This window comes from Buchnera aphidicola (Meitanaphis elongallis) (assembly GCA_039830015.1).
In the GTDB taxonomy this organism is placed as follows: Bacteria; Pseudomonadota; Gammaproteobacteria; order Enterobacterales; family Enterobacteriaceae; genus Buchnera_B; species Buchnera_B aphidicola_AU.
Map to the genome: position 1 here is coordinate 517,685 of CP140033.1, position 26,438 is coordinate 544,122.

The following is a 26,438-nucleotide window of genomic DNA, read 5'->3' on the forward strand; positions in this document are numbered from 1 at the left end:
ACAATACCCATAAGTAATACAAATCAATACTTTAACGTTATAACCTTACAACACATCCAATACTTAAAAATCCAAAAACTTTAAAATTAAGAAACAAAATAGTAATCTACAATATGAAATATATATTTTAAAAATTTTTAGAATAAAATCTCGTAAAGTTTTTAAAATACATAAACACATAAAATTTTTTATCTATATTTCATAAAAGTATTAATTATTTAAATAGTAATATTTATGTAATAATTTTAACTATGAAAATAAAAAACATTAAAAAATCAACTTTAATATTAATTTTCTATAAAATATTTAATTTTACTACTTTAAAATATATCTAATTATTCATTAAAGCATTAAAACATATATTTTATCTACATAAATAAAAAATTTTTAACATAACAATAAAACGTAAACATAACTGTTTCTAAAAATAGAAATTGTTTACTAGATATTAGTAAAAAATTTAATTTTGAACAATCTACATAAATAGGAACGGATATGAAAAGCAAACTTGAAAAAATGTTAAAATTTCCTTGCTCATTTACCTATAAAGTTATTGGATTAGCACAACCTGAATTAATTGATCAAATAATAAGAGTAATTCAATGTAAATTACCAGGAGATTATATTCCACAAATAAAATCTAGCAACAAAGGTAATTATCTATCTATTTCTATTACAATTGTTGCCAATAATTTTGAGCAAATAGAAAGCTTATATCATGAACTTAGCGATATCAACATAGTGCGAATGGTACTATAAAGACTACTAAAATACAATATATCTCATCTAAAATAAAATCTATTTTAAAAAATATGCACGCAAATTTTAATATCCACTTGAAATAACCTGTAATGCAGCAATAAGCTGCATTACAAAATTTAAAATATCTATAATTGCTTTAATACATATTACAAACTAATAACATTAGCTGCTGACGGTCCTTTTGCTCCTTCGGTAATTTCGAATTCAACACTTTGACCTTCTGACAAAGTTTTAAACCCGTTGCTTTGGATAGCTGAAAAATGAACAAAAACATCTTTGCTTCCATCTTCAGGAGTAATAAACCCAAACCCTTTAGATTCATTAAACCATTTCACATTACCTTTAATCTTAGACATCTATATTACCTTTAAATGAAAAAATATATACACTAAACTTAACTAACAAGCTAGTACAACGATTATTAAATATTTTATCTTTTAACTTCAATAAAACATCATTAATAAAAAATAAACAATTAAATTAAAATGTATAAATAAACATAATTTATTATTTTAAATAAAATATTATTCCATACTATAATACGATATGTTAATCAATTAAAAATTAACATTTATATTATCTACATTTCTAACATTACATATATAAAAAAAAATCCGAATCAATTCGGATTTTTTACAACCTGGCAATGTCCTACTCTCACACGGGGAAACCCCGTACTACCATTGGCGTTGAAATGTTTCACTTCTGAGTTCGACATGGTTTCAGGTGGTACCATAACACTATTTTTACCAGGTTGCTTAAACATTTGAATATATTAATATTTAAATAACTAAAATCGGATTACAAGAAAACTATATCTATCTCACATTAAAATTACTTAAACATCTCTGGTGTTGTAAGATTAAGCCTCTCGGGTCATTAGTACTAGTTAGCTCAACATATTGCTATGCTTACACATCTAGCCTATCAACGTCGTAATCTTCAACGTCCCTTCAGTAAACATTAACATGTTTCAGGGAAGACTCATCTTGGAGCAAGTTTCGTGCTTATATGCTTTCAGCACTTATCTTTTCCGCATGTAGCTACCGGGCAATGCCATTGGCATGACAACCCGAACACCAGTGATGCGTCCACCTCGGTCCTCTCGTACTAGAAGTAGACCTCCTCAATCTTCCTACGCCCACGGCAGATAGGGACCGAACTGTCTCACGACGTTCTAAACCCAGCTCGCGTACCACTTTAAATGGCGAACAGCCATACCCTTGGGACCTGCTTCAGCCCCAGGATGTGATGAGCCGACATCGAGGTGCCAAACACCGCCGTCGATATGAACTCTTGGGCGGTATCAGCCTGTTATCCCCGGAGTACCTTTTATTTGTTGAGCGATGGCCTTTCCATACAGAAACCACCGGATCACTAAGACCTGCTTTCGCATCTGCTCGCGTTATCACGCTCGCAGTTAAACTGGCTTATGCCTTTGCACTAACCTTACGATGTCCAACCGTAATTAGCCAATCTTTGTACTCCTCCGTTACTCTTTGGGAGGAGACCGCCCCAGTCAAACTACCCACCAGACAGTGTCTCCATACCGGATTACGGTACTAGATTAGAAAATTAACTATTAAAGGGTGGTATTTCAAGGTCGACTCCACTTATATTAGCATATAAGATTCATAGTCTCCCACCTATCCTACACATCAACAATCAATATCCAGTGTCAAGCTATAGTAAAGGTTCACGGGGTCTTTCCGTCTTGCCGCGGGTATACTGCATCTTCACAGCAATTTCAATTTCACTGAGTCTCGGGTGGAGACAGTCTGGCCATCATTACGCCATTCGTGCAGGTCGGAACTTACCCGACAAGGAATTTCGCTACCTTAGGACCGTTATAGTTACGGCCGCCGTTTACCGGGGCTTCAGTCTAGAGCTATAGGTTTCCCTTTTTACTCCTTCGATTAACCTTCCGGCACCGGGCAGGCGTCACACCGTATACGTCCACTTTCGTGTTTGCACAGTGCTGTGTTTTTAATAAACAGTTGCAGCCAGCTATTATCTTAGACTGATTTCAGCTCACAGAAGTAAATCCTATGTACTTAATATCAGTGTGCCTTTTCCCGAAGTTACGGCACCATTTTGCCTAGTTCCTTCACCCGAGTTCTCTCAAGCGCCTTAGTATGCTCTACTTAACCACCTGTGTCGGTTTTGGGTACGATTTAATATTATCTATCGCTTAGAGGCTTTTCTTGGAAGTTTGGTATTAGTTACTTCACTACACATAGCAGCTCGTCATCACGCCTCAGATTAAAAAAAACCGGATTTTCCTAGCTTTTATACCTACACGCTTAAGCCAGGACAACCGTCGCCTGGTTAACTTAACCTACTTCGTCCCCCCTTCGCAATAATATTAAGCACAGGAATATTAACCTGTTATCCATCGATTACGCCTATCGGCCTCACCTTAGGGATCGGCTTACCCTGCCTCGATTACCGTTGGACAGGAAACCTTGGTATTTCGGCGAATAGGTTTTTCACCTATTTTATCGTTACTCATGTCAGCATTCGCACTTCTGATACCTCCAATATACCTTACAATATATCTTCATTGGCTTACAGAACGCTCCCCTACCCAATAACTTTAAAAACTTTATTGTCGCAGCTTCGGTACATAATTTTAGCCCCGTTACATCTTCCGCGCAGGCAGACTCGACCAGTGAGCTATTACGCTTTCTTTAAATGATGGCTGCTTCTAAGCCAACATCCTGGCTGTTTATGCCTTCCCACATCGTTTCCCACTTAATTATGATTTTGGGACCTTAGCTGGCGATCTGGGTTGTTTCCCTCTCCACAACGAACGTTAGCACCCGCTGTGTGTCTCCCGTGATAACATTCTACGGTATTCGGAGTTTGCATCGGATTGGTAAGTCGGGATGACCCCCTAACCGAAACAGTGCTCTACCCCCGAAGATGAATTCACGAGGCGCTACCTAAATAGCTTTCGGGGAGAACCAGCTATCTCCCGGTTTGATTGGCCTTTCACCCCTAGCCATAGGTCATCCGCTGATTTTTCAACATCAGTCGGTTCGGTCCTCCAGTTAGTTTTACCTAACCTTCAACCTGCCCGTGGCTAGATCACCGGGTTTCGGGTCTGTATCCTGAAACTAAATCGCCTATTTAGGACTCGGTTTCCCTACGGCTCCCCTTATTTCAAAATCGGTTAACCTTGCTACAGAATACAAGTCGCTGACCCATTATACAAAAGGTACGCAGTCACCCCTAAAAAATAGGCTCCTACTGCTTGTACGTATACGGTTTCAGGTTCTATTTCACTCCCCTAACCGGGGTTCTTTTCGCCTTTCCCTCACGGTACTAGTTCACTATCGGTCAGTCAGGAGTATTTAGCCTTAGAGGATGGTCCCCCCATATTCAGACAGAATTTCTCGTGTTCCGCCCTACTTTTTGAACTTATAATTTTAGTAATTTTCGTATACAGGACTATCACCTTATATTGTAAATTTTTCCAAATCATTCTACTAAAAACTAAAATATAACAATGTTCTAGGCTGTTCCCCTTTCGCTCGCCACTACTTAGGGAATCTCGTTTGATTTCTTTTCCTCGAGGTACTTAGATGTTTCAGTTCCCTCGGTTAGCTTTATCAATCTATGAATTCAATTGATAATGATGCTTATTTTAAAAAGCACCGGGTTTCCCCATTCGGACATTATCGGATTATAACGCGTCATATCAACTCACCGATACTTTTCGCAGATTAGCACGTCCTTCTTCGCCTCTGACTGCCAAGGCATCCACCATATACGCTTTTATGCTTAACCTTACAACCCACAGATGTCTAACTTTGTAATTTAATATAAAATTTTCTTGTTTCCGAATTTTTAAAGAGCTCTTAATTTGTTACCAAAATTTATAAGTATCTTTCAAACAAAATAAAGAATAACACATTAAAATAATATAGTATACAAATAATTTCAATATTTTAATATCTGTCCCCTAGGGGATTCGAACCCCTGTTACTGCCGTGAAAGGGCAGTGTCCTAATCCTCTAGACGAAGGAGACTTAAAATAACTATTTAAAAAATTAATAAAATCTCTTATATATAAGAGATAATATTAAAGTATTATAATGCTTTAAATTATACATCTTTTATCTATGTTACATAATGAATAAAAAGAGTCAAGAGTTTTTTAAAAATTTTTGATGATAGCAAACGAGACTATAGACAATAAAGCTTTTCTCAATTAGTTCTGTCGTAACTGAAAAATAACTGGCTCAATATTAGGTAATATACCATGCCATAAATAAAAAGAACACGCTGCCTGACTAACTAACATACCTATTCCATCAGAAAACATTAACGCACCGCAACTAATACACCAAGAAAGAAAAGGAGTGTGCATATTATTAGAATAATTAATATCATAAAAATAAGCTGTTTTATTTTTTGAAAAAGAAATAGAACTCCAATAACGATTTATTTCTACGTTTGCAGCAGCATTAATAATTACGTTAAACGAACTATGTTCTAGTTCTTTTTCCGATAAAATAGAAATAGATCCGAATCTTTTAAAATCGCTTACTAATTTTATTGCTCGATCTATGGTTCTATTTAAAATCAATATATTACAACCATAAGACAATAATGAAAAAATTATTCCTCGAGCAGCACCCCCAGCACCTATCACTAAAACATCGTCATATTTTTTTATAAACTTTAAACGTTTTAAATCATATAAAATACCTTTTCCATCAGTGTTATCTCCTAAAATTTTTCCATTTTTTAATTTTTTAAAAGTATTCACTGATCTCGAAGCCTTCGCATGATCAGTTAATTCATCTGATATTAAAAATGCCTCTTCCTTAAAAGGAATAGTTATATTAGCTCCGATTCCCTTATATGCAAAAAAATTAGTTATAAATTTACGGAATTGATTAAATGGCACTAAAGTATAATCATATTTATGAACTATATTAGTTTGTTGAGCAAACAATAAATGAATATAAGGAGATTTAGTATGATTAATAGGATTACCAAAAACTGAAAACTCACTTGAATGTTTTTTAAGCACGACGTATTAATGCTCCGCTAACAAGATTTATGATCTTAGAAGGACGCTTACTTTTACCTAATTTCCCACGAAAAATTGGAAAATGTTTACCAAACTGATTTATAACGTCTCTATATGTCTTACATGGTTCTAAACCGGAACGATTAGCACTAGTAGATGTTATCGGATGTCCAAATGTATTACATAGCTGTTGAATAGGAACATGAGAACTAACACGAACAGCTATAAACTCAGACCCTCCAGTTAACCAATACGGTACTGAGGACTTTGCTGGAAGCAAAAAAGTAACATGTCCAGGCCAATTTTTTAACATAATAATTTTGTGTCGAAAAGACAATTTATATTCAGAAACATACGACTTAACTTGACTATAATGAGATGCTACTAATATTAATCCTTTATTCCATTTTCTATTTTTTAATTTAAGAAGTTTTATAACTGCACATTTATTATTCGGATTACATCCAAGACCAAATACAGATTCTGTCGGGTAAGCAATAACATCATTATTTTTTAATTTATTAATACACTTAAATAATGGTATACTATTTATCATTATCTCATATTCCAAAATTAAAAATGTCTCATCAATGTTACAAAGCATATTCTTGTTAATATATTTTCTTAACATATTTCGTCAAAAAAAGTTCTAAACAAATATGTTATCTTAAAAATATTTAATTAAAAAAATGATCTATAATAAAACATTATTACTCAATTATAATATAAATATTCAAAATAATAACTATGTCTATTCTTAAAATCTTACAATATCCAAATAACCAACTTCGAATAATAGCAAAACCAATCAAAAAAATAAACAGATCAATTAAAAAAATCATTGACGATATGTTTGAAACTATGTACATTAAAAATGGTATTGGACTGGCCGCTACTCAAGTAAATATTCCTCTACAAATTATAGTAGTCGATAAAATTTCAGAACTTAAAAAACCATTGGCACTAATTAATCCAAAAATTGTTAAAAAAAATGGAAACATAAGTATAAAAGAAGGATGTTTATCTATTCCAAATTATCAAGCTATAACACCTAGATCATCTGATATTGTTGTAACTGCTATAAATTATTTTGGAAAAAAAATTACAATAAATGCATCTTCACTATTAGCAATTTGTATTCAGCACGAAATAGATCATTTAATAGGAAAACTATTTATAGATTATTTATCTGATTCTGAAAAAAATAAATTTGAAAGTCAACTTTAAAAATACTAAACATTATGATTTCTAATCATATTAATATCAAAAAAAAATCTTTAAAAATCATCTTTTCAGGAACACAAAATTTTTCAGCACAACATTTAAAACAATTAATTTATACTAAACACAATATCGTCGGAGTACTTACTAAACCAGATCTACCTTCTGGAAGAGGTAAATTAATAGTTGAATCTCCAGTCAAAAAAATTGCTAAAGAACATATAATTCCTGTTTTTCAACCAAAAACATTAGAAGACAAAAAAATATATACTCAATTGTATGAACTCAATGCTGACATAATGATAGTAGTTGCATATGGTCTCATTATTCCCAAAAAAATACTAAACATGTTTTCAATGGGATGTATCAATGTGCATGCTTCTTTATTACCTAGATGGAGAGGAGCTACACCAATACAATCTGCAATTCTATATGGAGATTCGATCACCGGAGTAACTATTATACAAATGGACGAAGGTATTGATACCGGAAAAATACTGTACTCAATATCATGTAACATAGAAAAAACTGATACAAGCCAAAGTCTACACACAAAATTAAGTAAAATAGGATGCAAAGCAATATTATTAGTACTACATAATCTTAAATTCAACAAATATAATTCTATAATTCAAAGTAAATTAACAACATATTCTAAAAAGATAAACAAACAAGATGCACAACTAAATTGGTCTCAAGATGCAACAAAACTAGAAAAATGCATACGAGCATTTAATCCATGGCCAGTTAGTTTTTTTAAAATACAAAACGTACAAATTAAAGTTTGGGCTGCTACCGTTATTATGCAATGTAACCAAAATAAACATGAATTAGGAAAAATAATATTAATAAATAAACATGGACTACAAATACAAACTAAAAACAATATACTTAATATTACAAAAGTTCAACTTCCCGGAAAAAAAATAATGCACGCATACAATCTAATTAATTCAAAAATTATTAGTTCATACCAAAAATAAAATTAAACTAAAACATAAGTTTCAATATAATTTAAATATTAATTATGAAATATAATAAATAAATATACCCTCTACAACATATATTTGTGTTAACACGTTTAATATATAAAAACATTTTCATATTATTTTAATCACAAAAACAGAACGGCATATAATGCCGTTTGTTGTAAAAAAGACAAAAAATCTTTGTTCCAACACAAAATTAAAAAATCATATAAAATGTATTTATTTTATCTTTTAGACAAACTTTTACTTTTATCTTTTAATCTATTAGTCAATTGAATATATGCCATAGGAGCTTTATCACCTAAACGATAACCACATTTTAATACTCGAGTATATCCACCTGATGTACTCAAAAAATACGGACCTAAATCATTAAATAATTTAAACACTATGCTGTTACTCCGAATTTCAGAAAAAACTAAACGTCTATTAGCAATTGAATTTATTTTAGACCGAGTTATTAACGGTTCTACTATACGACGCAACTCTTTAGCCTTAGAGACCGTAGTTTTTATCACTTCATAATGTAGTAATGCACATGCCATGTTTTTCAACATAGCTCGTACATGGGAACTATTTCTATTAAATTTACGACCAATTTTTCTATGTCTCATAAATATGCAATCCTTACATAACAACATTACAAAAATACAATGTTAATTTAATCATCTATAATACTTATCGGAGGCCAATTCTCTAAACGCATACCTAATGATAAACCTCTTGCTGCTAATACGTCCTTAATCTCAGTTAAAGATTTTTTACCTAAATTAGGAGTTTTTAGTAAATCCACCTCAGTTTTTTGAACTAGATCTCCAATATAATGTATCGTTTCTGCTTTTAAACAATTAGCAGATCTAACTGTTAATTCTAAGTCGTCAACCGAACGAAGTAAAACAGGTTCAAATTCTGGTTTTTCTTCTTTCGTCTCTGGTTCACGAATATCTTTTAGATCCACAAATGCCTCTAATTGATCTGATAAAATTGTAGCCGCACGACGAATAGCCTCTTCAGGATCAATAGTACCATTAGTTTCCATTTCAATTACTAATTTATCTAAATCAGTTCTCTGAGCCACTCGAGCTGCTTCTACATTATATACAATTCGTTCTATAGGACTATAGCATGCATCTATCAATAACCTCCCTATAGCATGTTCCCTATCTATTAAATTCATTCTAGAAGCAGCAGTAACGTAACCTCTACCTCTTTCTATTTTAATTCTCATCACTATCGACGCATTGTCATACGTTAAATTGCAAATTACATGTTCAGGGTTAACAATTTCTACATCACTATTATGATTAATATCAGATGCTTTTACTACACCTACACCAAATTTGTTCAACGTAAGAATCACTTGATCCTTGCCATATAATTTTACTGCTAATCCCTTTAAATTTAACAACATTTCAATAGTATCTTCTTTTATTCCTTCTTTAGTACTATATTCATGAAGTACTCCTTCAATTTCTACTTCTGTTACTGCACAACCAGGCATAGAAGATAACAAAATTCGGCGCAAAGCATTTCCAAGAGTATGACCAAAACCACGTTCTAAAGGTTCAAGAACAATTTTAGCATGTGTTATACTAATATGTTCGATATCTACTAATCTTGGTTTTAAAAACTCATTTACAGAACCCTGCATTATCTCTCCTTTTCCAATCTACATCTTTTATTTAGAATAAAGTTCAACAATCAAATGTTCATTAATTTCTGAAGATAAATCAGAACGTTCAGGAACTTGCTTAAATATACCTTTCATATGAGACGTATTTACTTCTATCCAAGACGGTTTTTCACGTTGTTCAGACAACTCTAGAGCTGCTTTTATACGAACCTGCTTTTTCGATTTTTCACAAATACCAATAATATCACCAGGAGACACCTGATAAGAAGGAATATTTACTGTGTTGTTATTTACTAAAACTGATTTATGACTTACTAACTGACGAGCTTCGGATCGCGTAGCACCAAATCCCATTCTATAAATCACATTGTCTAAACGACTCTCCAATAAAATTAATAAATTATCTCCTGTATTTCCTTTAAGTCTTACAGCACGTTTATAATAGTTACGAAATTGTGACTCTAATACACCATATAAACGACGTACTTTTTGTTTTTCTCGCAATTGAATACCATAATCAGACAAACGTGATTTTTTAGAACCATGTTGACCTGGAAGTTGTTCTAATTTACATTTAAAATCAATGGACCGCATACCAGATTTTAAAAACAAATCCGTTCCCTCTCTTCTAGATAATTTTAATTTTGGTCCTAAATATTTTGCCATTTTTTCATGCCCCAATATAAAAAATAACCTAAACTCGCCGTTTTTTGGAAGGACGACAACCATTATGAGGGATAGGAGTGATATCAGTAATATTAGTAATACGAAAACCAGCAGAATTTAAAGCTCTAATAGTAGATTCTCTACCTGGTCCCGGACCTTTAACCATTACTTCCAAATTTTTAATACCATAATCTTTTACCATTTCTGAACAACGTTCAGCAGCAACTTGAGCAGCAAAAGGAGTAGATTTCCTAGATCCCCTAAAACCAGATCCACCTGAAGTAGCCCATCCTAAAACATTTCCCTGTCTATCACTAATAGATACAATAGTATTATTGAAAGAAGCGTGAATATGCGCTACACCATCTAATATTTGCTGCCTAACACGCTTTTTAATGCGAACTAATTCTTTTACCACAATATAAACCTCATATTATTCTTTTTACAAATTTTCGAGAACCTTTCCTAGTACGAGCATTAGTTTTAGTTCTTTGACCGCGAACTGGAAGATTTTTACGATGACGTAAACCACGATAACAATTAAGATCTACTAAACGTTTTATATTTAGATTTACTTCTCTGCGAAGATCACCTTCAACAATAAATTTAGATACTTCATTTCTTAGTAATTCTACCTGATTTTCAGTTAAACTTCGTATAGTAATATTTTCAGATACACCCGATGAAATACAAATTAATTTAGATCGTTTTTTACCGATTCCATATATACTCATTAATGCGATAATAATATGTTTATTATCAGGAATATTAATACCAGCTATGCGAGCCACTACGATATATACCTCTTCTACAAATTAGTTGTTATCAATTAACAAACTTTATTAATTTAAAATGTAAAAATATTCTCGAAAATAAATTTTTATGAAATATTTCTACATAATGTTAATAAATAATTATTTATGATATTCAACCTTGACGTTGTTTATGTTTAGGATCTGTACTACAAATAACACGAACAGTCCTATTCCTACGAACAATCTTGCAATTTCTACATAACTTTTTTACTGAAGTACGAACTTTCATCATATACACCCATAAATAGAAAAATCTTTATAAACTCTATTTTAAAAATTTAAATTAGCTTTTTTTAACACAGATTCATATTGAGCAGACATAATATGTGTTTGTATTTGAGAAATAAAATCTATAATCACCACTACTACAATTAATAATGAAGTACCTCCAAAATAAAATGGAACTCCTATAGATATTCGCATGAACTCCGGTACTAAACAAATCAATATCATATAAATAGAACCAATTAATGTTAATCGTAATGTTACTTTATTAACATATTTAGCTGTTTGTATTCCAGGTCGAATACCAGGAATAAATGCTCCAGACTTTTTTAAATTATCTGCTGTTTCACGAGGATTAAATATCAATCCAGTATAAAAAAAACAAAAAAAAGTAATAGTTATTGCATATAAAAATATATATAGCGGTTGAGTAGGTTGCAAATAAAAAGAAATATTTATTAACCATCTCCAATTCTCTCCACCACCAAACCAAGAAGCTACAGAAATAGGAAATAATATAACACTAGACGCGAAAATTGCTGGAATAACACCTGCCATATTTAACTTTAATGGAAGATGTGTACTATGTTCGAAACAAATACGACGATTTTGATAATTTCTCGCATAATTTACATTAATCTTTCTATAACTTTTCTCAACAAATACAACAAAAAATACTACTAAGAAAATAACTACTACAATTAAAAAAACTGAAAACACATGCAAACTTCCTTGCTTAACTGTTTCCAACGTATGCTTAATAGCAACAGGTAAATTAGATACAATTCCTGAAAATATTATTATGGAGATACCATTCCCAATGCCTTTCTCAGTAATAAGTTCACCCAACCACATTAAAAACATAGTACCTGTTACTAAACTTATAATAGTTGTAAAATAAAAATAAATATTGGGATTAACAACCAAATGGTGAAATCCTGATATGTTTGTCAAACTCATCGCAGCACCAAAAGATTGCAGTCCAGCTAATATTAAAGTAGCATATCTTATATATAAATTAATCTTTTTTCGACCAACTTCTCCATTTTTTTTCATGTCTATAAATTTTGGATACACTAACGTAAGTATTTGAATAACAATTGATGCTGATATAAAAGGCATAATACCCAATGCAAAAATAGATGCTCGATTCAAAGACCCACCAGAAAACATATTAAACATTTCTATCAAAGTACCTTTCTGATACTGCAACAATTGCGACAAAACTGCAGTATCAATCCCAGGAACAGGAATAAAAGATCCTATTCTAAAAACTATTAGTGAGATTAAAACAAAAAAAATTCTTCTTTTCAATTCACTAAATTTATTATTAACAACTTTAGGATTCTTACCAAAATTCTTGTCTATCATAATACCTACTAATTATTTTTGAATTTTTCCACCGGAAGCTTCAATCATACTGCGCACTCCTTTCGTAATATGCAGTCCATGAATTTTCAACGGAGTAGTAATAACTCCAGATAACATTATTTTAACAAATTTAGCATTTTTATTAATTATATTATATTTTTTTAACAATTTTAAATTAATAATTTCGTCTGAAAATTGTAACAATTCTGATGACCTAACCTCACATTTATTTTTCTTTTTTAAAGAAACAAATCCATATTTTGGAATCCTTCTATATAAAGGAGTTTGACCTCCTTCAAATCCCCTATTAACTTTTCCGCCAGAACGAGATTTTTGTCCTTTATGTCCCCTTCCTGCAGTTTTTCCTAAACAAGACCCAATACCTCGACCTTTTCTTTTGCATGCTTTATGAGAACCTATCGCTGGAGATATATTATTCAAATGCATCTTAATCGTTTCCTAATCAACAATCTTTGAAGTAACTTGTAACATGTAAGATAACTTTCTTATCATCCCCTGAACAGAAGATGTATCTTGACGTTTAACAGTATGACCTATATAACGTAACCCTAATCCAATTAAAGTAGCTTTATGTTTAGGTAAACGTCCTATCGAACTTTTAATTTGAGTAATAATAAGATATTTAACCATGTCTATTTACCATAATATCTCTAATTAATTTGTTACGCTTAGCTGCTATCATTTTTGGAGATTTCATACTTTTTAAACCAGACATAGTTGCTCGTACTACATTTATAGGATTGGTAGATCCATAAGTTTTTGCTAATACGTTGTGGACACCTGCCACTTCTAATACTGATCTCATAGCACCACCAGCAATAATACCAGTCCCTTCTGAAGCTGGTTTCATAAATACATTTGAACTAGTATAAGTTCCAATAATAGCATGTTGTAACGTATTTTTGTTTAAAGTAATACTAATCATATTTCGACGCGCCTTTTCCATAGCTTTTTGAATAGCAGCAGGAACTTCACGAGCTTTTCCATATCCAAAGCCAACCCTTCCATTACCATTACCTACTACCGTTAACGCAGTGAACGAAAAAATTCGGCCACCCTTTACCGTCTTTGAAACACGATTAACAGAAATCAACTTTTCCTTTAAATCTAAATTATTTTTTTTATCTATATATATTACCATTGAATTTTTCATCCATCCTAAAATTTTAATCCTACCTGTCTTGCTGATTCAGCTAACGCTTTAACTCTGCCGTGATATTGAAAACCAGAACGATCGAAAGAAACATTTATAATTCCTATCTTTAAAGCTCTTTCCGCAATAATTTTTCCAATAGTAATAGCAGCTTCTATATTACCCGTATATTTAATTAATTGTGATAACCTTCTTTCAAGAGTCGAAGCAACTACTAAAACTGAAGAATTATTGGAAGAAATAATTTGTGCATAAATATGTTTAGAAGTACGATGCACTACTAAACGAGTAGATTGTAACGACTTTAATTTACATCTTATTTTAGTTGCTCTACGCATTCGAGCCTTTTTTTTACTAATTAATGCCATCATATTATTTCTTTTTAGCCTCCTTCGTGCGTATTACTTCATCATTATAACGAATACCTTTTCCTTTATATGATTCTGGAGTTCTATAAGACCTTATATTAGCTGCTACCTGACCAACTAATTGCTTATCAGTACCTTTAACAATAATTTCTATTTGAGATGGACATTCTACAGTAATACCATTCGGAACTAAATATTTGATTATATGAGAATAACCTAAAGACATATGAACAACATTAGTATCAACTATCGATGCTCTATAACCAACACCTAATAACTGCAATTTCTTTAAAAATCCAGTTGTTACTCCAATAATCATAGAATTAACCAATGATCTAGAAGTTCCAGCTTGCGCCCAACCTTTAGAAGAATTAACTCTACTTTTAAATATTAAATTATTATTAATATAAACTACTGAAACACTATTATTTACAACACAACTAAGAGTATTGCTTGCTCTCGTAACTTGAACGTTTTGCCCTACTATTGAAATCATAACATCAGAAGGAATAAAAATTAACTTTTTTGCTATACGAGACATATTCTTCTCCAATTAAGTTACATGACAAATAATTTCACCACCAAGACCGATCCGACGTGCTGATTTATCAGTCATAACTCCTTTTGAAGTAGAAATTATAGCTATACCTAATCCAGACATAATTTTCGGTAACTTATTTCTTCTACTATATATTCGTAGACCAGGAGAACTAATTCTTTGTATATTTTCAATAACAGGCTTTCCATTAAAATACTTTAAAACTAATTTTAATTGAGGTTTAGTAATATATTTTTGATGTTCTATAACATAATTTCTTATATATCCTTCCTCTTTCAAAACAATACTAATTGCTATTTTCAATTTTGAAGAAGGCATGATTACTGATATTTTATTAGCTAATTGACTATTTCGAATTCTAGTCAACATATCCGCTATAGGATCTTGCATAGTCATACGTATAACTCCGAGAAGAATATTAACAATTTTACCAGCTAGCCTTTTTTAATCCAGGAATCTCACCCTTCATAGCCGCTTCTCGAACTTTAATTCGACTTAATCCAAACTTTCTTAAAAAAGCATGTGGACGACCGGTTTGACGACAACGATTACGTTGACGAATAGGGCTAGAATCTCTAGGAAACACTTGTAATTTCAATACAGCGTTCCAACGATCTTCTTTAGAAACCGTTATATCAGATATAATAGTTTTGAGACGATCTCTCTTTAAAAAAAATTTATTAGCTAGCTTAACGCGCTTTACTTCGCGTGCTTTCATTGATTGTTTAGCCATTTTATTATTATACCTTATTTACAAAATGGAAAATTGAAAAACGATAATAATGCATAGCCTTCTCGATCAGACATAGCAGTAGTAGTGATGGTAATATTTAAACCTCTAATGCGATCTATTTTATCATAATCAATTTCAGGAAAAATTATCTGCTCTCTAATTCCAATACTATAGTTTCCTCGTCCATCAAAAGCTTTATCAGAAAATCCCCTAAAGTCACGAATTCTAGGTATCGCTACAACAATTAATCGTTCTAAAAAATCCCACTTTCTTTTTCCTCGCAAAGTAACCTTACAACCAATAGGATATCCTTTACGAATTTTAAAACTAGAAACTGATTTGCGTGCTTTAGTAACTAACGGCTTTTGACCAGATATCTTTGTCAAATCAGAAATAGCATTATCAAGATATTTTTTATCTATTGAAGCCAATCCTACACCAATATTTAAAGTAATTTTATCTATTGTTGGTACTTGCATAACAGAAGAATAATTAAATTTACACATTAACTTCTTTGATATTTCAGTTGTATAATAGTTATAAAAAAATGACACCAGAATTACCCCATTTCACTTAACAGTAATATTATTCGACTTAAAAAATCTTACTTTTTTATTGTTTTCTATTCTAAAGCCAATACGATCTGATTTATCTGTAATAGGATTTAAAATAGCTATATTAGAAATATCAATACCAGCTTCTTTTGTTATAATTCCTCCTACTATATTTTGATCTGGAATAGATTTTTGATGTTTTTTCACTACATTAATACCTTCTACAATAACTTTTCCATTAGATAATACTTTTTTAACTACTCCAATTTTTCCTTTTTCTTTCCCCGTTATAAGTATAACTTTATCATCTTTTCTAATTTTTGCTGCCATAATTATTTATTCTCCTTACAAGACTTCTGGAGCTAATGAAATGACTTTCATAAATTTTTCATTTCTCAGTTCTCGAGTAACAGGACCAAAAATTCTTGTTCCCACAGGTTGATCATTATTATTTAATATAATACAAGAATTAGAATCAAATCTAATAGCAGAACCATCAATACGTTTTATTCCTTTCTTGGTTCGTACTACAACTGCCCTATAAACTTCTCCTTTTTTCACCTTGCCCCTAGGTATAGCTTCTTTAATCGCAACTTTAATAATATCTCCTATGTTTGCATATCTTCGACGCGAACCACCAAGAACTTTGATACACATAGCAAAACGTGCTCCAGAGTTATCAGCTACATTTAACACACTTTGTTCTTGAATCATGTTACTTTCCTATAAAATGAAAATGTTCAGCATAAATACACAAAATTATTTTATTAAACAATGTCATAAAAAATAAACTTTATAAATGAAACATGAATAGCAAAAATATTAAGACACTATTCATGTTGATATTTAACACTATTTATAATCAAACAATAGCTTTCTTAACTATACGCACTAAAGTCCAAGATTTTGTTTTAGATATTGGACGACATTCTCGAACCTCTATTACATCTCCTAAAGAACATTCATTCTTTTCGTCATGAACATGCAATTTAGTTGTACGCTTAATAAATTTTTTATATAACGGATGCTTAATTACACGTTCAATAGAAACAACTAAAGATTTTTGCATCCTATTGCTAACAACACAACCTAATAATGTTCGAATCTTATCACTCACTGTATTTTTCCTTTCTACTTAATAAAAAATTAACTCTAGCTATGTTACGCCGAACCAATCGTAATAAATGAGGTTTCTGTAACTTTTTAGAAGAAAGCTGTAAACGAAGACCAAACTGTTCTTGTAATAAATTGACTAACTCGATGTGCAATTCTTGAATAGTTTTTTTTTTATTTCTCTTGAAATCATTATATTATCCTTTTAACTACAAATATAGTTTTTACAGGTAATTTTGAAGCTGCTAATCTAAACGCTTCTCTAGAAAGTTCTTCAGATACACCATCAATTTCATACAACATTTTTCCTGGTTGAACTAATGCTACCCAATATTCTACATTACCTTTCCCTTTTCCCATTCTCACTTCTAAAGGTTTTTGAGTGATTGGCTTATCTGGAAAAATACGAATCCAAATTTTACCTTGTCTTTTAACAAATCTAGAAATAGCTCGTCTAGCTGCTTCAATTTGACTGGACTTTAATCGCCCTCTTTCAATAGCTTTTAAACCATAAGATCCAAAACTAATATCTGTACCAATAGCTAAACCTCGATTACGACCTTTATGCATTTTTCTAAATTTTGTTCGTTTCGGCTGTAACATTAGAACATCTCCTTACTTTTTATACTTTCTCAGATGTTTTTTAAACTTAGTAAGAGGTTTTTCTAATTTTGGAACAGACATAATACCACCTAAAATTTCTCCCTTAAATATCCATACTTTTACACCAATAACTCCATAAGTAGTGTAAGCTTCAGACAAGTTGTAATCAATATCAGCTCTTAAAGTATGTAAAGGTACCCTACCCTCTCGATACCATTCTCTTCGAGCTATTTCTACTCCACCTAAACGACCACTAATTTCTATTTTAATACCTTTTGCTCCCTGTCTCATTGCATTTTGTACGGAACGCTTCATAGCACGTCTAAACATAACTCTTCGTTCTAACTGAGAGGTAATATTGTCTGCTACTAATTTTGCGTCCAATTCTGGTTTTCTAACTTCAGAAATATTAATTTGAGCAGGAACTCCTGTAATATTTGTAATAGCTAATCTTAATTTTTCTACATCTTCACCTTTCTTTCCTATAACAATTCCAGGACGTGCACTATATATTGTTATTCTAACACTTTTTGAAGGACGCTCAATAACAATACGAGAAATAGAAGCTTTACATAACTTTTTTTTTAAAAATTCACGTACTTTAAAATCACTATTTAAAGTATCTGCAAAATGCTTAGTGCTAGAAAACCACACAGAATTCCAATGTTTAATAATACCTAATCGCATACCATTAGGATGTACTTTTTGACCCATATTTACTCATCCCTAACTTATTATAAATGATCAGAAACAACTATAGTGATATGACTAGTACGTTTTAAAATACGATCTGCACGACCTTTAGCACGCGGCATCATTCTCTTCATAGTTGGACCTTCATTAACAAAAATTCTAGTTATTATCAAATTATTTGCATCAACATTATTATTATGTTCCGCATTAGCGATAGCAGATTTTAAAACCTTTTTAATTAATATTGATGCTTTTTTATTATTATGAATCAAAATATTTAAAGCATGTGAAACTTTTTGGCCTCTAATCAAATTAGCTACTAATCGCACTTTTTGAGCAGAAGATCTAGCTTGAAGATGTTTAGCAAAAGTTTCCATATCAAATATTCCCTCTAACGTTTTTTAATCTTTTTATCAGAAACATGACCACGATACATGCGAGTTACAGAAAATTCACCTAATTTATGTCCAACCATATCCTCGGTAATAAATATTGGAATATGTTGACGCCCATTATGTACCGATATCGTTAAACCAATCATATTTGGGAAAATAGTTGAACGACGAGACCAAGTACGCACAGGTTTTCTATCACGATGTTTAATAGCTTTTTCAACTTTTCTTAATAATGAAACGTCAATAAAAGGACCTTTTTTAAGAGAACGGGGCACTATGCGCTACTCCTCAAATTATTTACTACGACTCTTAATAATAAACTTATCAGTTCGTTTATTTTTTCTAGTTTTTTTTCCTTTAGTTTGCAATCCCCATGGACTAACTGGGTGCTTCCCAAAATTTCTTCCTTCACCCCCTCCATGAGGATGATCTACTGGATTCATTGCAGTACCTCTAACAGTAGGACGAATTCCACGCCAACGAGAAGCGCCAGCTTTTCCTAACACTATTAACATATGTTCTTCATTGCCTACTTCACCAATAGTAGCTCTACATTTTGATTCTAGTCGTCTTATTTCACCAGAACGTAAACGCAAAGTGACATATTGATCTTCTTTAGATACCAATTGTACACCTACTCCTGCAGATCTAGCTATTTGCGCACCTTTTCCAGGTTTCATCTCTATATTATGTATTATTGTTCCAACAGGAATATTCTTCATAGGTAATACATTACCTATCTTTATATCAGATGATGTTCCTGAAACTATTTTTGAACCTATTTTTAAACCTTTAGGAGATAAAATATATGCCCTTTCTCCATCTTTATACAAAATTAAAGCAAGATTTGCAGATCGATTTGGATCATACTCTAAGCGTTCAACAATAGCAGGGATATTGTCTTTATTTCGTTTGAAATCAATAATTCTATAAGATTTCTTATGGCCCCCTCCAATATGACGAGTCGTGATACGTCCATGATTATTCCTACCTCCACTCTTTACTTTTTTTTCTATTAAAGAAGAACGAGGTTTTCCTTTATACAAATTATAATTAACTAATTTTACAACATGACGACGCCCTGGAGATGTTGGTTTACATTTAACAATAGTCATTTTGTATTAACACTACCCTCATTTTTCTATTTTATCTTATTCTACCTGTCCAATAACGTTAATATCTTGTCCTTTTTCTAAAGAAATATAAGCTTTTTTCCAATTACTTAAACAACCTATATGACCATTCTTACGTTTTTTTTTACCTTGAATTATTAATGTATTAACACGATTCACTTTTACCTTAAAAAGTGTTTGTACAGCTTGCTTAATTTCAACTTTAGTTGTACAAATAGGTACTTTTACCACTATAGTATTAAATTTTTCTGAAGAAATAGAAGACTTTTCAGAAACATATGGGGAAAAAAACATCTTTAAAAATTTGTTTTTATTAATCACAGCAATAATTTCTCCACTTTTTTAATAGCTTCAGAAGTAATAATAACGTTTTTAAAAGTAATCAGACTAATCGGATCAATGATCCTAACAGTTTTAATATTAACTTTATATAAATTTCGTGAAGCTAAAAACAAATTGTTATCTCTAACCATTGTTATAATTAACACATCAAAAATTTCTATAGATTTTAATTTATTTACCAAAAACTTAGTCTTAGGCATATCTATAGAAAAGTTTTCAAAAATAAAAAGACGATTTTTACGAATCAATTCAGAAAAAATACTTCTTAAAGCCCCTCGATACATTTTTCTATTAATTTTTTGATAAAAATCTTTAGGTTTAGCTGCAAAAGTTACACCTCCAGATCTCCATATAGGACTTCTTAAGGAACCTGCTCTTGCACGCCCCGTTCCTTTTTGACGCCATGGTTTTTTCCCCGATCCAGACACCTCTGAACGATTTTTTTGGGCTTTAGTTCCCTGTCGAGTACCAGATGAGTAAGAAACAACAACCTGATGTACTAATGCTTCGTTAAAGTTACAATTAAAAATTGCATCAGACACATTTATAATATCTTGTTTATCTCTGAGTTCCAATTCCATTATTTTTTACTCCTTTTACTTTAATTGCAGGTTTAATAATAAGATCACTTCCTTTTGATCCAGGGACTGAACCTTTCACTAAAAGTAAATTTCGATTCAAATCAATTCTAATTATATCTAAACTCTGCACCGTTACTCGATTATTTCCTAAACGACCTGCCATACTTTTACCTTTAAAAACTTTACCAGGTGTCTGATTTTGCCCAATAGAACCAGGAGCTCTATGAGATAACGAATTTCCATGACTAGCATCTTGAGTACGAAAATGCCATCGTTTCACTGTACCACAAAATCCTTTTCCTTTAGACGTTCCTACTACATCAACTTTCTTTAAATTTAAAAACAAATTTAAATCTAAAATTTGTCCTACTTTGAAATCCATAATGTTTTCTTTAATACGAAATTCCCATAAACCACGACCAACCTTTACTCCAGATTTTAAAAAATGACCAATTTCCGGTTTAACTAATTTTTTAATCTTTTTAACTCCAGTAGTCACTTGAATAGCATCATAATTGTCAATATCTGTAGTTTTAATTTGAATAATACAATTTTTTCGAACTTCAATCACAGTCACTGAAAGTGATGTACCTTCTTTTGTAAAGATACAAGTCATTCCCATTTTTTTACCAATTAAACCAATCATGTTTGCTTCAATCCCTTTAATTAATCATTTATTCATACGATTAACCTAAACTGATTTGTACATCTACACCAGCAGCAAGATCCAACCGCATCAAGGCATCAACTGTTTTTTCAGTAGGTTCAACAATATCAATAAGCCGCTTATGTGTTCGAATCTCATATTGATCGCGAGCATCTTTATTTACATGAGGAGAAATGAGTACAGTGAATCGTTCTTTATGTGTAGGAAGAGGAATAGGACCACGAACCTGTGCTCCAGTTCTTTTTGCTGTTTCCACGATTTCTGAAGTTGATTGATCAATCAATCTGTGATCAAAAGCTTTAAGACGAATACGTATTCTCTGGTTCTGCTGCATAAAACAAAAACTCCCTTAATATAAAGATCACAAAACATTCTTCTTTTCAATTCTAAAAAGAATATGTTAATATTAAACTTCTAGTTCGTAAAAAGAACATACTTAAAAAATTTAATAAGCGTCGCCAAAAACAGTGTAAACTATTAAAAAAGATATATAATAGTCAGAAACATATATAACGTTCAGATGTGAACAAATTATGAAATGTAATTAAAATTAATAGTAATTCTATAGCTATAAGTATTACTATACTAACATTTACTGCACATGGTGCATAAATTTTTAACACATTTTAGATACTATTATATATGAAACAACTTCTCCCTAAGATCATTATAAAGCATGAAGTAATAAAATTCATTATCTTTTTATAATTTATCTTAAAAGTTTATATTCATTAATACATGATATAATTTTAATTTAAAAACATAAAAATAAAAAAATCAAGAAAAGAGCTAAAACTCCAATTTCTTTTCTTGACTTAATATCTACTATATATAAAATACACATTACATTTTAATCAATAACCTTAACTACAATCCCAGCACCAACAGTTTTTCCACCTTCACGAATTGCAAATCTTAATCCATCGGCCATAGCAATAGGATGAATAAGCGTAACAAGCATTTTAATATTATCTCCTGGCATAACCATCTCTACTCCATCTGGAAGCTCAACATAACCAGTAACATCCGTAGTACGAAAATAAAATTGAGGTCGATATCCTTTAAAAAAAGGTGTATGACGTCCTCCTTCTTCTTTAGATAATACATACACTTCAGATTCAAATTTTATATGAGGAGTAATCGTTCCTGGTTTCGACAATACTTGACCTCTTTCAATATCGTCACGTTTAGTACCTCGTAGTAATACTCCAATATTTTCTCCTGCTCGACCTTCGTCTAATAATTTACGAAACATTTCTACACCAGTACATATTGTCTTCGAAGTAGGTTTAATACCTACAATTTCTACTTCTTCCCCTACTTTAATTATTCCTCTCTCTACCCGACCAGTAACTACCGTTCCACGACCTGATATAGAGAAAACATCTTCAATAGGAAGCAAAAAAGGTTGATCAATAGATCTTTTAGGTTCAGGAATATATGTATCTAATACATTAGATAAATCCAAAATCTTCTCTTCCCATGTAAGATCACCTTCTAATGCCTTTAAAGCAGAACCTCGTATAATTGGAGTTTTCTCACCAGGAAAATCATATTGAGTTAATAAATCACGTACTTCCATTTCTACCAGTTCTAACAATTCTTCGTCATTAACCATATCACATTTATTTAAAAAAACAACAATATAAGGTACTCCTACTTGTCTACCTAGTAAGATATGTTCACGAGTTTGGGGCATAGGACCATCAGTAGCTGCTACTACCAAAATTGCACCATCCATTTGAGCTGCCCCAGTGATCATATTTTTTATATAATCGGCATGTCCAGGACAATCTACATGTGCATAATGTCTTGTGCTAGTATCATATTCTACATGAGATGTGTTAATTGTAATTCCTCGTTCTTTCTCTTCTGGAGCATTATCTATTTGATCAAAAGCCCGTGCAGATCCCCCGTATTTTTTTGCTAAAACAGTAGTTATAGCTGCTGTTAAAGTAGTTTTTCCATGATCAACATGACCAATAGTACCTACATTTATATGAGGTTTTAAACGTTTAAATTTTTCTTTAGACACAACAATTTCCCTTTTTAAAAACATTAAAAATAATATAAAATTCAAACTATCTACTTTCTCTTTTTTCAATAATACAAGCTGCTATAGTATTCGGAGCTTCTACATATCTTAAAAATTCCATTGAATAAGATGCTCTTCCTTGCGTTTGCGAACGCAAATCAGTTGCATAACCAAACATTTCGGACAATGGGACCTGAGCAGAAATTATTTTTCCAATTAATAAATCTCTTATTCCTTCAATCATTCCTCTTCTTCTATTCAAATCGCCTATTACATCACCCATATATTCTTCTGGAGTTTCTACTTCAACTTGCATAATAGGTTCCAAGAGTATTGGTTGCGCATGCTTAAAAGCATCTTTAAACGCTAGTGAAGCAGCTAACTTAAATGCAATTTCAGAAGAGTCAACGTCATGATAAGAGCCAAAATGTAAACGAACACCAATGTTAACTACAGGATAACCAGCTAAGGGTCCACTATGTAATTGTTCTTGTATTCCCTTATCAATAGCTGAAATATATTCTCCCGGAATAACTCCTCCCTTAATATCATTTATAAATTTATAATTTTCTTGACTGGATTCTAAAGGGAACAAATCAATTACAACATGTCCATATTGACCTCTTCCACCAGATTGTTTTATGTATTTACCTTCCACGTTGCTTACATTATTCCGAATAGTTTCTCGATAAGCTACTTGAGGTTTTCCTACATTAGCACTGACACTAAACTCTCTTTTCATTCTCTCGACAACTATTTCTAAATGCAATTCTCCCATACCAGAAATAATTGTTTGATTTGATTCTTTATCAGTCCACACTCGAAAAGAAGGATCTTCTTTTGCTAATCTACTTAAAGAAATACCCATTTTTTCTTGATCTATCTTAGTTTTTGGTTCAACTGCTATAGAGATAACTGGATCTGGAAAATCCATTTTCTCTAACACAATTACATGATTAGGATCACATAAAGTATCACCTGTAGTTACACTCTTTAAACCAATAGCAGCAGCTATATCACCTGCTCGAACTTCTTTTATTTCTTCTCTCTTATTTGCATGCATTTGAACAATACGTCCAAAACGTTCTTTTTGATGTTTTACAGAATTAAAAACCATATCTCCCGATCTGACAACACCAGAATAAACTCTAAAAAAAGTTAAATTACCTACAAATGGATCTGTAGCGATTTTAAAAGCTAATGCAGAAAAAGGTTCTTGATCATTAAAACAACGTAAGACTGAAGTATTATTTGCATCTTTTAATGCTCCTTTAATAGAAACGACATCATTAGGAGATGGTAAAAATTCCACTATTGCATCTAACAATGCTTGTACGCCTTTATTTTTAAACGCAGATCCACAAGTAACAGGAATAATTTCATTATTTAACGCACGTTCGCGAAGAGACGTTTTAATTTCTTGTTCAGATATTGCTTGTCCTGTTAAATATTTATCCATTAAACGTTCATCATTTTCTACTGCAGCTTCAATAAGATTTTGATTCCACTCTTTAGATAACTCTCTCAAATGATCAGGAATATCTTCATAAGTAAACGTAATTCCTTGATCTAATTCATTCCAATGAATTGCCTTCATTTTTATCAAATCTACAACACCAATGAAATTATCTTCCGATCCAATAGCTAATTGAATAGGAACAGGATTAGCACCAAGCTTGGCTCTTATTTGTTTAATCACATTAAAAAAGTTTGCACCCATACGATCCATTTTATTCACAAAAGCAATTCTAGGAACATTATATTTGTTTGCCTGCCTCCATACTGTTTCTGACTGAGGTTGAACTCCACCTACAGCACAATAAACCATAACAACACCATCTAATACTCTCATAGACCTTTCTACTTCTATAGTAAAATCTACATGTCCAGGAGTATCGATAATATTAATTCTATGTGACAAAAATTGCTTAGCCATTCCAGACCAAAATGTAGTAGTTGCAGCTGAAGTTATAGTAATTCCTCTTTCCTGTTCTTGTTCCATCCAATCCATAGTAGCTGCACCATCATGCACTTCACCAATTTTATGATTCACACCAGTATAAAATAAAATACGCTCAGTAGTGGTGGTTTTTCCAGCATCTATATGAGCACTAATTCCTATATTTCTATATCGTATTATTGGTGTAGTACGTCCCATCATGTTCCTCTAATTTTGAATTTCTATATAAATAAAATCCTTATATATAAATTAAAATTAACCATAAATAAATTAAAATTTACACATTTTTTAATTACCAACGATAATGTGCAAAAGCTTTGTTAGCTTCTGCCATTCGATGAACTTCTTCACGTTTCTTTACAGCAGATCCTTTATTTTCTACTGCATCCGATAATTCACTAGCTAACCTTAAAAACATAGACTTATCAGTGCGTTTTCTAGCAGCATCTACTATCCATCTCATAGCTAAAGCATGTCTTCGAACTGCACGAACTTCTACCGGTACTTGATATGTTGAACCTCCAACACGACGAGATTTGACTTCAACAGTAGGACGAACATTATCTAAAGCTAAATCAAATGACTCCAATTCATTCTTTTTCGTACGTTTAGATAGAATTTTTAACGCATTATAAACTATCTCTTCAGCAATAGATTTTTTTCCATTTACCATTATTATATTGATAAATTTTGCAACAATTTCAGAAGAAAACTTTGGATCTGATAAAATTTTTCGATGTCCAATAATACGACGTCTTGGCATAACGTTCTCCGATTCACATAAATACTAATCAGAACTCAT

At 31.7% G+C, this 26,438-nt stretch carries 37 protein-coding genes, 1 tRNA gene and 2 rRNA genes; 3 read left to right on the plus strand and 37 right to left on the minus strand.

Annotated elements, in window-relative coordinates; all coding sequences use genetic code 11:
* The first annotated feature begins 495 nt into the window (after positions 1-495).
* A complete protein-coding gene (gene ybeD, locus U0T58_02250; GenBank protein XBC42208.1) occupies positions 496-759 on the plus strand; it encodes a DUF493 family protein YbeD in 264 nt (87 codons plus the stop codon).
* 149 nt (positions 760-908) lie between these two features.
* Here the strand turns inward: ybeD and cspE are convergent, their stop codons facing one another.
* From cspE to U0T58_02280, 6 genes are all read right to left on the minus strand, one after another.
* On the minus strand, positions 909-1,118 hold the full coding sequence (cspE, locus tag U0T58_02255) for a transcription antiterminator/RNA stability regulator CspE (GenBank protein ID XBC42209.1): 210 nt from the start codon (positions 1,116-1,118) through the stop codon (positions 909-911).
* A 282-nt stretch (positions 1,119-1,400) separates the two neighbouring features.
* Positions 1,401-1,516, minus strand: a 5S ribosomal RNA gene (gene rrf, locus U0T58_02260).
* 104 nt (positions 1,517-1,620) lie between these two features.
* Positions 1,621-4,554, minus strand: a 23S ribosomal RNA gene (locus U0T58_02265).
* A 169-nt stretch (positions 4,555-4,723) separates the two neighbouring features.
* Positions 4,724-4,796, minus strand: a tRNA-Glu gene (locus U0T58_02270).
* A 182-nt stretch (positions 4,797-4,978) separates the two neighbouring features.
* Positions 4,979-5,806 carry a shikimate dehydrogenase gene (aroE, locus tag U0T58_02275; protein ID XBC42210.1) on the minus strand — a complete coding sequence of 276 codons (828 nt, stop codon included), beginning with the start codon at positions 5,804-5,806 and terminating at the stop codon, positions 4,979-4,981.
* Complete coding sequence (locus U0T58_02280; protein XBC42211.1) at positions 5,799-6,362, minus strand: Sua5/YciO/YrdC/YwlC family protein; 564 nt, start codon at positions 6,360-6,362, stop codon at positions 5,799-5,801. Before U0T58_02280 ends, aroE begins: the two co-directional genes overlap by 8 nt.
* A gap of 191 nt (positions 6,363-6,553) precedes the next feature.
* Here U0T58_02280 and def point away from each other — a divergent pair, with 191 nt between their 5' ends.
* Positions 6,554-7,033: a peptide deformylase gene (def, locus tag U0T58_02285; protein ID XBC42212.1), complete on the plus strand. Its 480-nt coding sequence runs from the start codon at positions 6,554-6,556 to the stop codon at positions 7,031-7,033.
* A gap of 14 nt (positions 7,034-7,047) precedes the next feature.
* A complete protein-coding gene (gene fmt, locus U0T58_02290) occupies positions 7,048-8,010 on the plus strand; it encodes a methionyl-tRNA formyltransferase (GenBank protein ID XBC42213.1) in 963 nt (320 codons plus the stop codon).
* A gap of 230 nt (positions 8,011-8,240) precedes the next feature.
* Here fmt and rplQ read toward each other — a convergent pair whose 3' ends face one another.
* The 31 genes from rplQ to rpsG all read right to left on the minus strand — a co-directional run bounded on the left by rplQ (position 8,241) and on the right by rpsG (position 26,399).
* The gene (gene rplQ, locus U0T58_02295; GenBank protein ID XBC42214.1) at positions 8,241-8,630 is read right to left on the minus strand and encodes a 50S ribosomal protein L17; all 390 of its coding nucleotides are present in this window, start codon (positions 8,628-8,630) and stop codon (positions 8,241-8,243) included.
* 47 nt (positions 8,631-8,677) lie between these two features.
* Complete coding sequence (gene rpoA / locus U0T58_02300; GenBank protein XBC42215.1) at positions 8,678-9,667, minus strand: DNA-directed RNA polymerase subunit alpha; 990 nt, start codon at positions 9,665-9,667, stop codon at positions 8,678-8,680.
* 27 nt (positions 9,668-9,694) lie between these two features.
* Entirely contained in the window at positions 9,695-10,315 is a 621-nt protein-coding gene (gene rpsD, locus U0T58_02305; protein ID XBC42216.1) for a 30S ribosomal protein S4, read from the minus strand.
* Between the two features lie 28 nt (positions 10,316-10,343).
* Positions 10,344-10,733: a 30S ribosomal protein S11 gene (gene rpsK / locus U0T58_02310; GenBank protein ID XBC42217.1), complete on the minus strand. Its 390-nt coding sequence runs from the start codon at positions 10,731-10,733 to the stop codon at positions 10,344-10,346.
* A 10-nt stretch (positions 10,734-10,743) separates the two neighbouring features.
* Complete coding sequence (rpsM, locus tag U0T58_02315; GenBank protein ID XBC42218.1) at positions 10,744-11,106, minus strand: 30S ribosomal protein S13; 363 nt, start codon at positions 11,104-11,106, stop codon at positions 10,744-10,746.
* Positions 11,107-11,242: 136 nt separating this feature from the next.
* Positions 11,243-11,359 carry a 50S ribosomal protein L36 gene (gene rpmJ / locus U0T58_02320; protein XBC42558.1) on the minus strand — a complete coding sequence of 39 codons (117 nt, stop codon included), beginning with the start codon at positions 11,357-11,359 and terminating at the stop codon, positions 11,243-11,245.
* Positions 11,360-11,400: 41 nt separating this feature from the next.
* The gene (gene secY, locus U0T58_02325) at positions 11,401-12,726 is read right to left on the minus strand and encodes a preprotein translocase subunit SecY (GenBank protein XBC42219.1); all 1,326 of its coding nucleotides are present in this window, start codon (positions 12,724-12,726) and stop codon (positions 11,401-11,403) included.
* 12 nt (positions 12,727-12,738) lie between these two features.
* Positions 12,739-13,173 (minus strand): 50S ribosomal protein L15, encoded by a 435-nt coding sequence (rplO, locus tag U0T58_02330; GenBank protein XBC42220.1) that lies wholly within the window; start codon positions 13,171-13,173, stop codon positions 12,739-12,741.
* Between the two features lie 12 nt (positions 13,174-13,185).
* A complete protein-coding gene (gene rpmD / locus U0T58_02335; protein ID XBC42221.1) occupies positions 13,186-13,377 on the minus strand; it encodes a 50S ribosomal protein L30 in 192 nt (63 codons plus the stop codon).
* Positions 13,370-13,888 (minus strand): 30S ribosomal protein S5, encoded by a 519-nt coding sequence (gene rpsE, locus U0T58_02340; GenBank protein ID XBC42222.1) that lies wholly within the window; start codon positions 13,886-13,888, stop codon positions 13,370-13,372. The genes rpmD and rpsE overlap by 8 nt, the downstream gene beginning before the upstream one ends.
* Before the next feature lie 17 nt (positions 13,889-13,905).
* The gene (gene rplR, locus U0T58_02345) at positions 13,906-14,259 is read right to left on the minus strand and encodes a 50S ribosomal protein L18 (protein XBC42559.1); all 354 of its coding nucleotides are present in this window, start codon (positions 14,257-14,259) and stop codon (positions 13,906-13,908) included.
* A gap of 13 nt (positions 14,260-14,272) precedes the next feature.
* Entirely contained in the window at positions 14,273-14,809 is a 537-nt protein-coding gene (gene rplF, locus U0T58_02350; protein ID XBC42223.1) for a 50S ribosomal protein L6, read from the minus strand.
* A gap of 12 nt (positions 14,810-14,821) precedes the next feature.
* The gene (rpsH, locus tag U0T58_02355; protein ID XBC42224.1) at positions 14,822-15,223 is read right to left on the minus strand and encodes a 30S ribosomal protein S8; all 402 of its coding nucleotides are present in this window, start codon (positions 15,221-15,223) and stop codon (positions 14,822-14,824) included.
* A gap of 31 nt (positions 15,224-15,254) precedes the next feature.
* Positions 15,255-15,560: a 30S ribosomal protein S14 gene (gene rpsN, locus U0T58_02360; protein ID XBC42225.1), complete on the minus strand. Its 306-nt coding sequence runs from the start codon at positions 15,558-15,560 to the stop codon at positions 15,255-15,257.
* A 14-nt stretch (positions 15,561-15,574) separates the two neighbouring features.
* Positions 15,575-16,114 (minus strand): 50S ribosomal protein L5, encoded by a 540-nt coding sequence (rplE, locus tag U0T58_02365; protein XBC42226.1) that lies wholly within the window; start codon positions 16,112-16,114, stop codon positions 15,575-15,577.
* A 15-nt stretch (positions 16,115-16,129) separates the two neighbouring features.
* Positions 16,130-16,444 (minus strand): 50S ribosomal protein L24, encoded by a 315-nt coding sequence (gene rplX / locus U0T58_02370; GenBank protein ID XBC42227.1) that lies wholly within the window; start codon positions 16,442-16,444, stop codon positions 16,130-16,132.
* A gap of 15 nt (positions 16,445-16,459) precedes the next feature.
* Positions 16,460-16,828 (minus strand): 50S ribosomal protein L14, encoded by a 369-nt coding sequence (gene rplN, locus U0T58_02375; protein XBC42228.1) that lies wholly within the window; start codon positions 16,826-16,828, stop codon positions 16,460-16,462.
* Positions 16,829-16,976: 148 nt separating this feature from the next.
* The gene (rpsQ, locus tag U0T58_02380) at positions 16,977-17,231 is read right to left on the minus strand and encodes a 30S ribosomal protein S17 (GenBank protein ID XBC42229.1); all 255 of its coding nucleotides are present in this window, start codon (positions 17,229-17,231) and stop codon (positions 16,977-16,979) included.
* On the minus strand, positions 17,224-17,391 hold the full coding sequence (gene rpmC, locus U0T58_02385; protein ID XBC42560.1) for a 50S ribosomal protein L29: 168 nt from the start codon (positions 17,389-17,391) through the stop codon (positions 17,224-17,226). Before rpmC ends, rpsQ begins: the two co-directional genes overlap by 8 nt.
* 28 nt (positions 17,392-17,419) lie before the next feature.
* The gene (gene rplP / locus U0T58_02390) at positions 17,420-17,830 is read right to left on the minus strand and encodes a 50S ribosomal protein L16 (protein XBC42230.1); all 411 of its coding nucleotides are present in this window, start codon (positions 17,828-17,830) and stop codon (positions 17,420-17,422) included.
* Between the two features lie 12 nt (positions 17,831-17,842).
* Positions 17,843-18,544, minus strand: coding sequence for a 30S ribosomal protein S3 (gene rpsC / locus U0T58_02395; GenBank protein XBC42231.1), 702 nt, complete (start codon positions 18,542-18,544; stop codon positions 17,843-17,845).
* A gap of 20 nt (positions 18,545-18,564) precedes the next feature.
* On the minus strand, positions 18,565-18,900 hold the full coding sequence (gene rplV / locus U0T58_02400; protein XBC42232.1) for a 50S ribosomal protein L22: 336 nt from the start codon (positions 18,898-18,900) through the stop codon (positions 18,565-18,567).
* Positions 18,901-18,914: 14 nt separating this feature from the next.
* Positions 18,915-19,193 (minus strand): 30S ribosomal protein S19, encoded by a 279-nt coding sequence (gene rpsS, locus U0T58_02405; protein XBC42233.1) that lies wholly within the window; start codon positions 19,191-19,193, stop codon positions 18,915-18,917.
* An 18-nt stretch (positions 19,194-19,211) separates the two neighbouring features.
* Positions 19,212-20,033, minus strand: coding sequence for a 50S ribosomal protein L2 (gene rplB, locus U0T58_02410; protein ID XBC42234.1), 822 nt, complete (start codon positions 20,031-20,033; stop codon positions 19,212-19,214).
* 36 nt (positions 20,034-20,069) lie between these two features.
* Positions 20,070-20,372, minus strand: coding sequence for a 50S ribosomal protein L23 (rplW, locus tag U0T58_02415; protein XBC42235.1), 303 nt, complete (start codon positions 20,370-20,372; stop codon positions 20,070-20,072).
* The gene (gene rplD, locus U0T58_02420) at positions 20,369-20,974 is read right to left on the minus strand and encodes a 50S ribosomal protein L4 (GenBank protein XBC42236.1); all 606 of its coding nucleotides are present in this window, start codon (positions 20,972-20,974) and stop codon (positions 20,369-20,371) included. The genes rplW and rplD overlap by 4 nt, the downstream gene beginning before the upstream one ends.
* A complete protein-coding gene (rplC, locus tag U0T58_02425) occupies positions 20,952-21,620 on the minus strand; it encodes a 50S ribosomal protein L3 (protein ID XBC42237.1) in 669 nt (222 codons plus the stop codon). The genes rplD and rplC overlap by 23 nt, the downstream gene beginning before the upstream one ends.
* Before the next feature lie 40 nt (positions 21,621-21,660).
* Complete coding sequence (gene rpsJ / locus U0T58_02430) at positions 21,661-21,975, minus strand: 30S ribosomal protein S10 (GenBank protein XBC42238.1); 315 nt, start codon at positions 21,973-21,975, stop codon at positions 21,661-21,663.
* Between the two features lie 516 nt (positions 21,976-22,491).
* The gene (tuf, locus tag U0T58_02435) at positions 22,492-23,676 is read right to left on the minus strand and encodes an elongation factor Tu (protein ID XBC42239.1); all 1,185 of its coding nucleotides are present in this window, start codon (positions 23,674-23,676) and stop codon (positions 22,492-22,494) included.
* Between the two features lie 46 nt (positions 23,677-23,722).
* A complete protein-coding gene (gene fusA, locus U0T58_02440) occupies positions 23,723-25,834 on the minus strand; it encodes an elongation factor G (protein XBC42561.1) in 2,112 nt (703 codons plus the stop codon).
* 94 nt (positions 25,835-25,928) lie between these two features.
* Positions 25,929-26,399, minus strand: a complete 471-nt coding sequence (gene rpsG, locus U0T58_02445; protein ID XBC42240.1) for a 30S ribosomal protein S7 — start codon at positions 26,397-26,399, stop codon at positions 25,929-25,931.
* Positions 26,400-26,438: the final 39 nt, after the last annotated feature.

Coding starts and splice junctions, on each gene's coding strand:
- rpmD (XBC42221.1), bottom strand. CDS start 13,377: ATGGTTAAATATCTTATTATTACTCAAATTAAAAGTTCGATAGGACGT.
- rplD (XBC42236.1), bottom strand. CDS start 20,974: ATGGAATTGGAACTCAGAGATAAACAAGATATTATAAATGTGTCTGAT.
- def (XBC42212.1), top strand. CDS start 6,554: ATGTCTATTCTTAAAATCTTACAATATCCAAATAACCAACTTCGAATA.
- rpsN (XBC42225.1), bottom strand. CDS start 15,560: ATGGCTAAACAATCAATGAAAGCACGCGAAGTAAAGCGCGTTAAGCTA.
- rplO (XBC42220.1), bottom strand. CDS start 13,173: ATGCATTTGAATAATATATCTCCAGCGATAGGTTCTCATAAAGCATGC.
- rplX (XBC42227.1), bottom strand. CDS start 16,444: ATGGCAGCAAAAATTAGAAAAGATGATAAAGTTATACTTATAACGGGG.
- rpsC (XBC42231.1), bottom strand. CDS start 18,544: ATGGGTCAAAAAGTACATCCTAATGGTATGCGATTAGGTATTATTAAA.
- rplC (XBC42237.1), bottom strand. CDS start 21,620: ATGATTGGTTTAATTGGTAAAAAAATGGGAATGACTTGTATCTTTACA.
- rpmJ (XBC42558.1), bottom strand. CDS start 11,359: ATGAAAGTTCGTACTTCAGTAAAAAAGTTATGTAGAAATTGCAAGATT.
- rplB (XBC42234.1), bottom strand. CDS start 20,033: ATGACTATTGTTAAATGTAAACCAACATCTCCAGGGCGTCGTCATGTT.
- fmt (XBC42213.1), top strand. CDS start 7,048: ATGATTTCTAATCATATTAATATCAAAAAAAAATCTTTAAAAATCATC.
- rpsE (XBC42222.1), bottom strand. CDS start 13,888: ATGGTAATATATATAGATAAAAAAAATAATTTAGATTTAAAGGAAAAG.
- fusA (XBC42561.1), bottom strand. CDS start 25,834: ATGGGACGTACTACACCAATAATACGATATAGAAATATAGGAATTAGT.
- rplP (XBC42230.1), bottom strand. CDS start 17,830: ATGTTACAGCCGAAACGAACAAAATTTAGAAAAATGCATAAAGGTCGT.
- rplN (XBC42228.1), bottom strand. CDS start 16,828: ATGATTCAAGAACAAAGTGTGTTAAATGTAGCTGATAACTCTGGAGCA.
- ybeD (XBC42208.1), top strand. CDS start 496: ATGAAAAGCAAACTTGAAAAAATGTTAAAATTTCCTTGCTCATTTACC.
- rplQ (XBC42214.1), bottom strand. CDS start 8,630: ATGAGACATAGAAAAATTGGTCGTAAATTTAATAGAAATAGTTCCCAT.
- rplV (XBC42232.1), bottom strand. CDS start 18,900: ATGGAAACTTTTGCTAAACATCTTCAAGCTAGATCTTCTGCTCAAAAA.
- U0T58_02280 (XBC42211.1), bottom strand. CDS start 6,362: ATGATAAATAGTATACCATTATTTAAGTGTATTAATAAATTAAAAAAT.
- rpoA (XBC42215.1), bottom strand. CDS start 9,667: ATGCAGGGTTCTGTAAATGAGTTTTTAAAACCAAGATTAGTAGATATC.
- cspE (XBC42209.1), bottom strand. CDS start 1,118: ATGTCTAAGATTAAAGGTAATGTGAAATGGTTTAATGAATCTAAAGGG.
- rpsD (XBC42216.1), bottom strand. CDS start 10,315: ATGGCAAAATATTTAGGACCAAAATTAAAATTATCTAGAAGAGAGGGA.
- rpsG (XBC42240.1), bottom strand. CDS start 26,399: ATGCCAAGACGTCGTATTATTGGACATCGAAAAATTTTATCAGATCCA.
- rpsH (XBC42224.1), bottom strand. CDS start 15,223: ATGACTATGCAAGATCCTATAGCGGATATGTTGACTAGAATTCGAAAT.
- secY (XBC42219.1), bottom strand. CDS start 12,726: ATGATAGACAAGAATTTTGGTAAGAATCCTAAAGTTGTTAATAATAAA.
- rplF (XBC42223.1), bottom strand. CDS start 14,809: ATGTCTCGTATAGCAAAAAAGTTAATTTTTATTCCTTCTGATGTTATG.
- rpsJ (XBC42238.1), bottom strand. CDS start 21,975: ATGCAGCAGAACCAGAGAATACGTATTCGTCTTAAAGCTTTTGATCAC.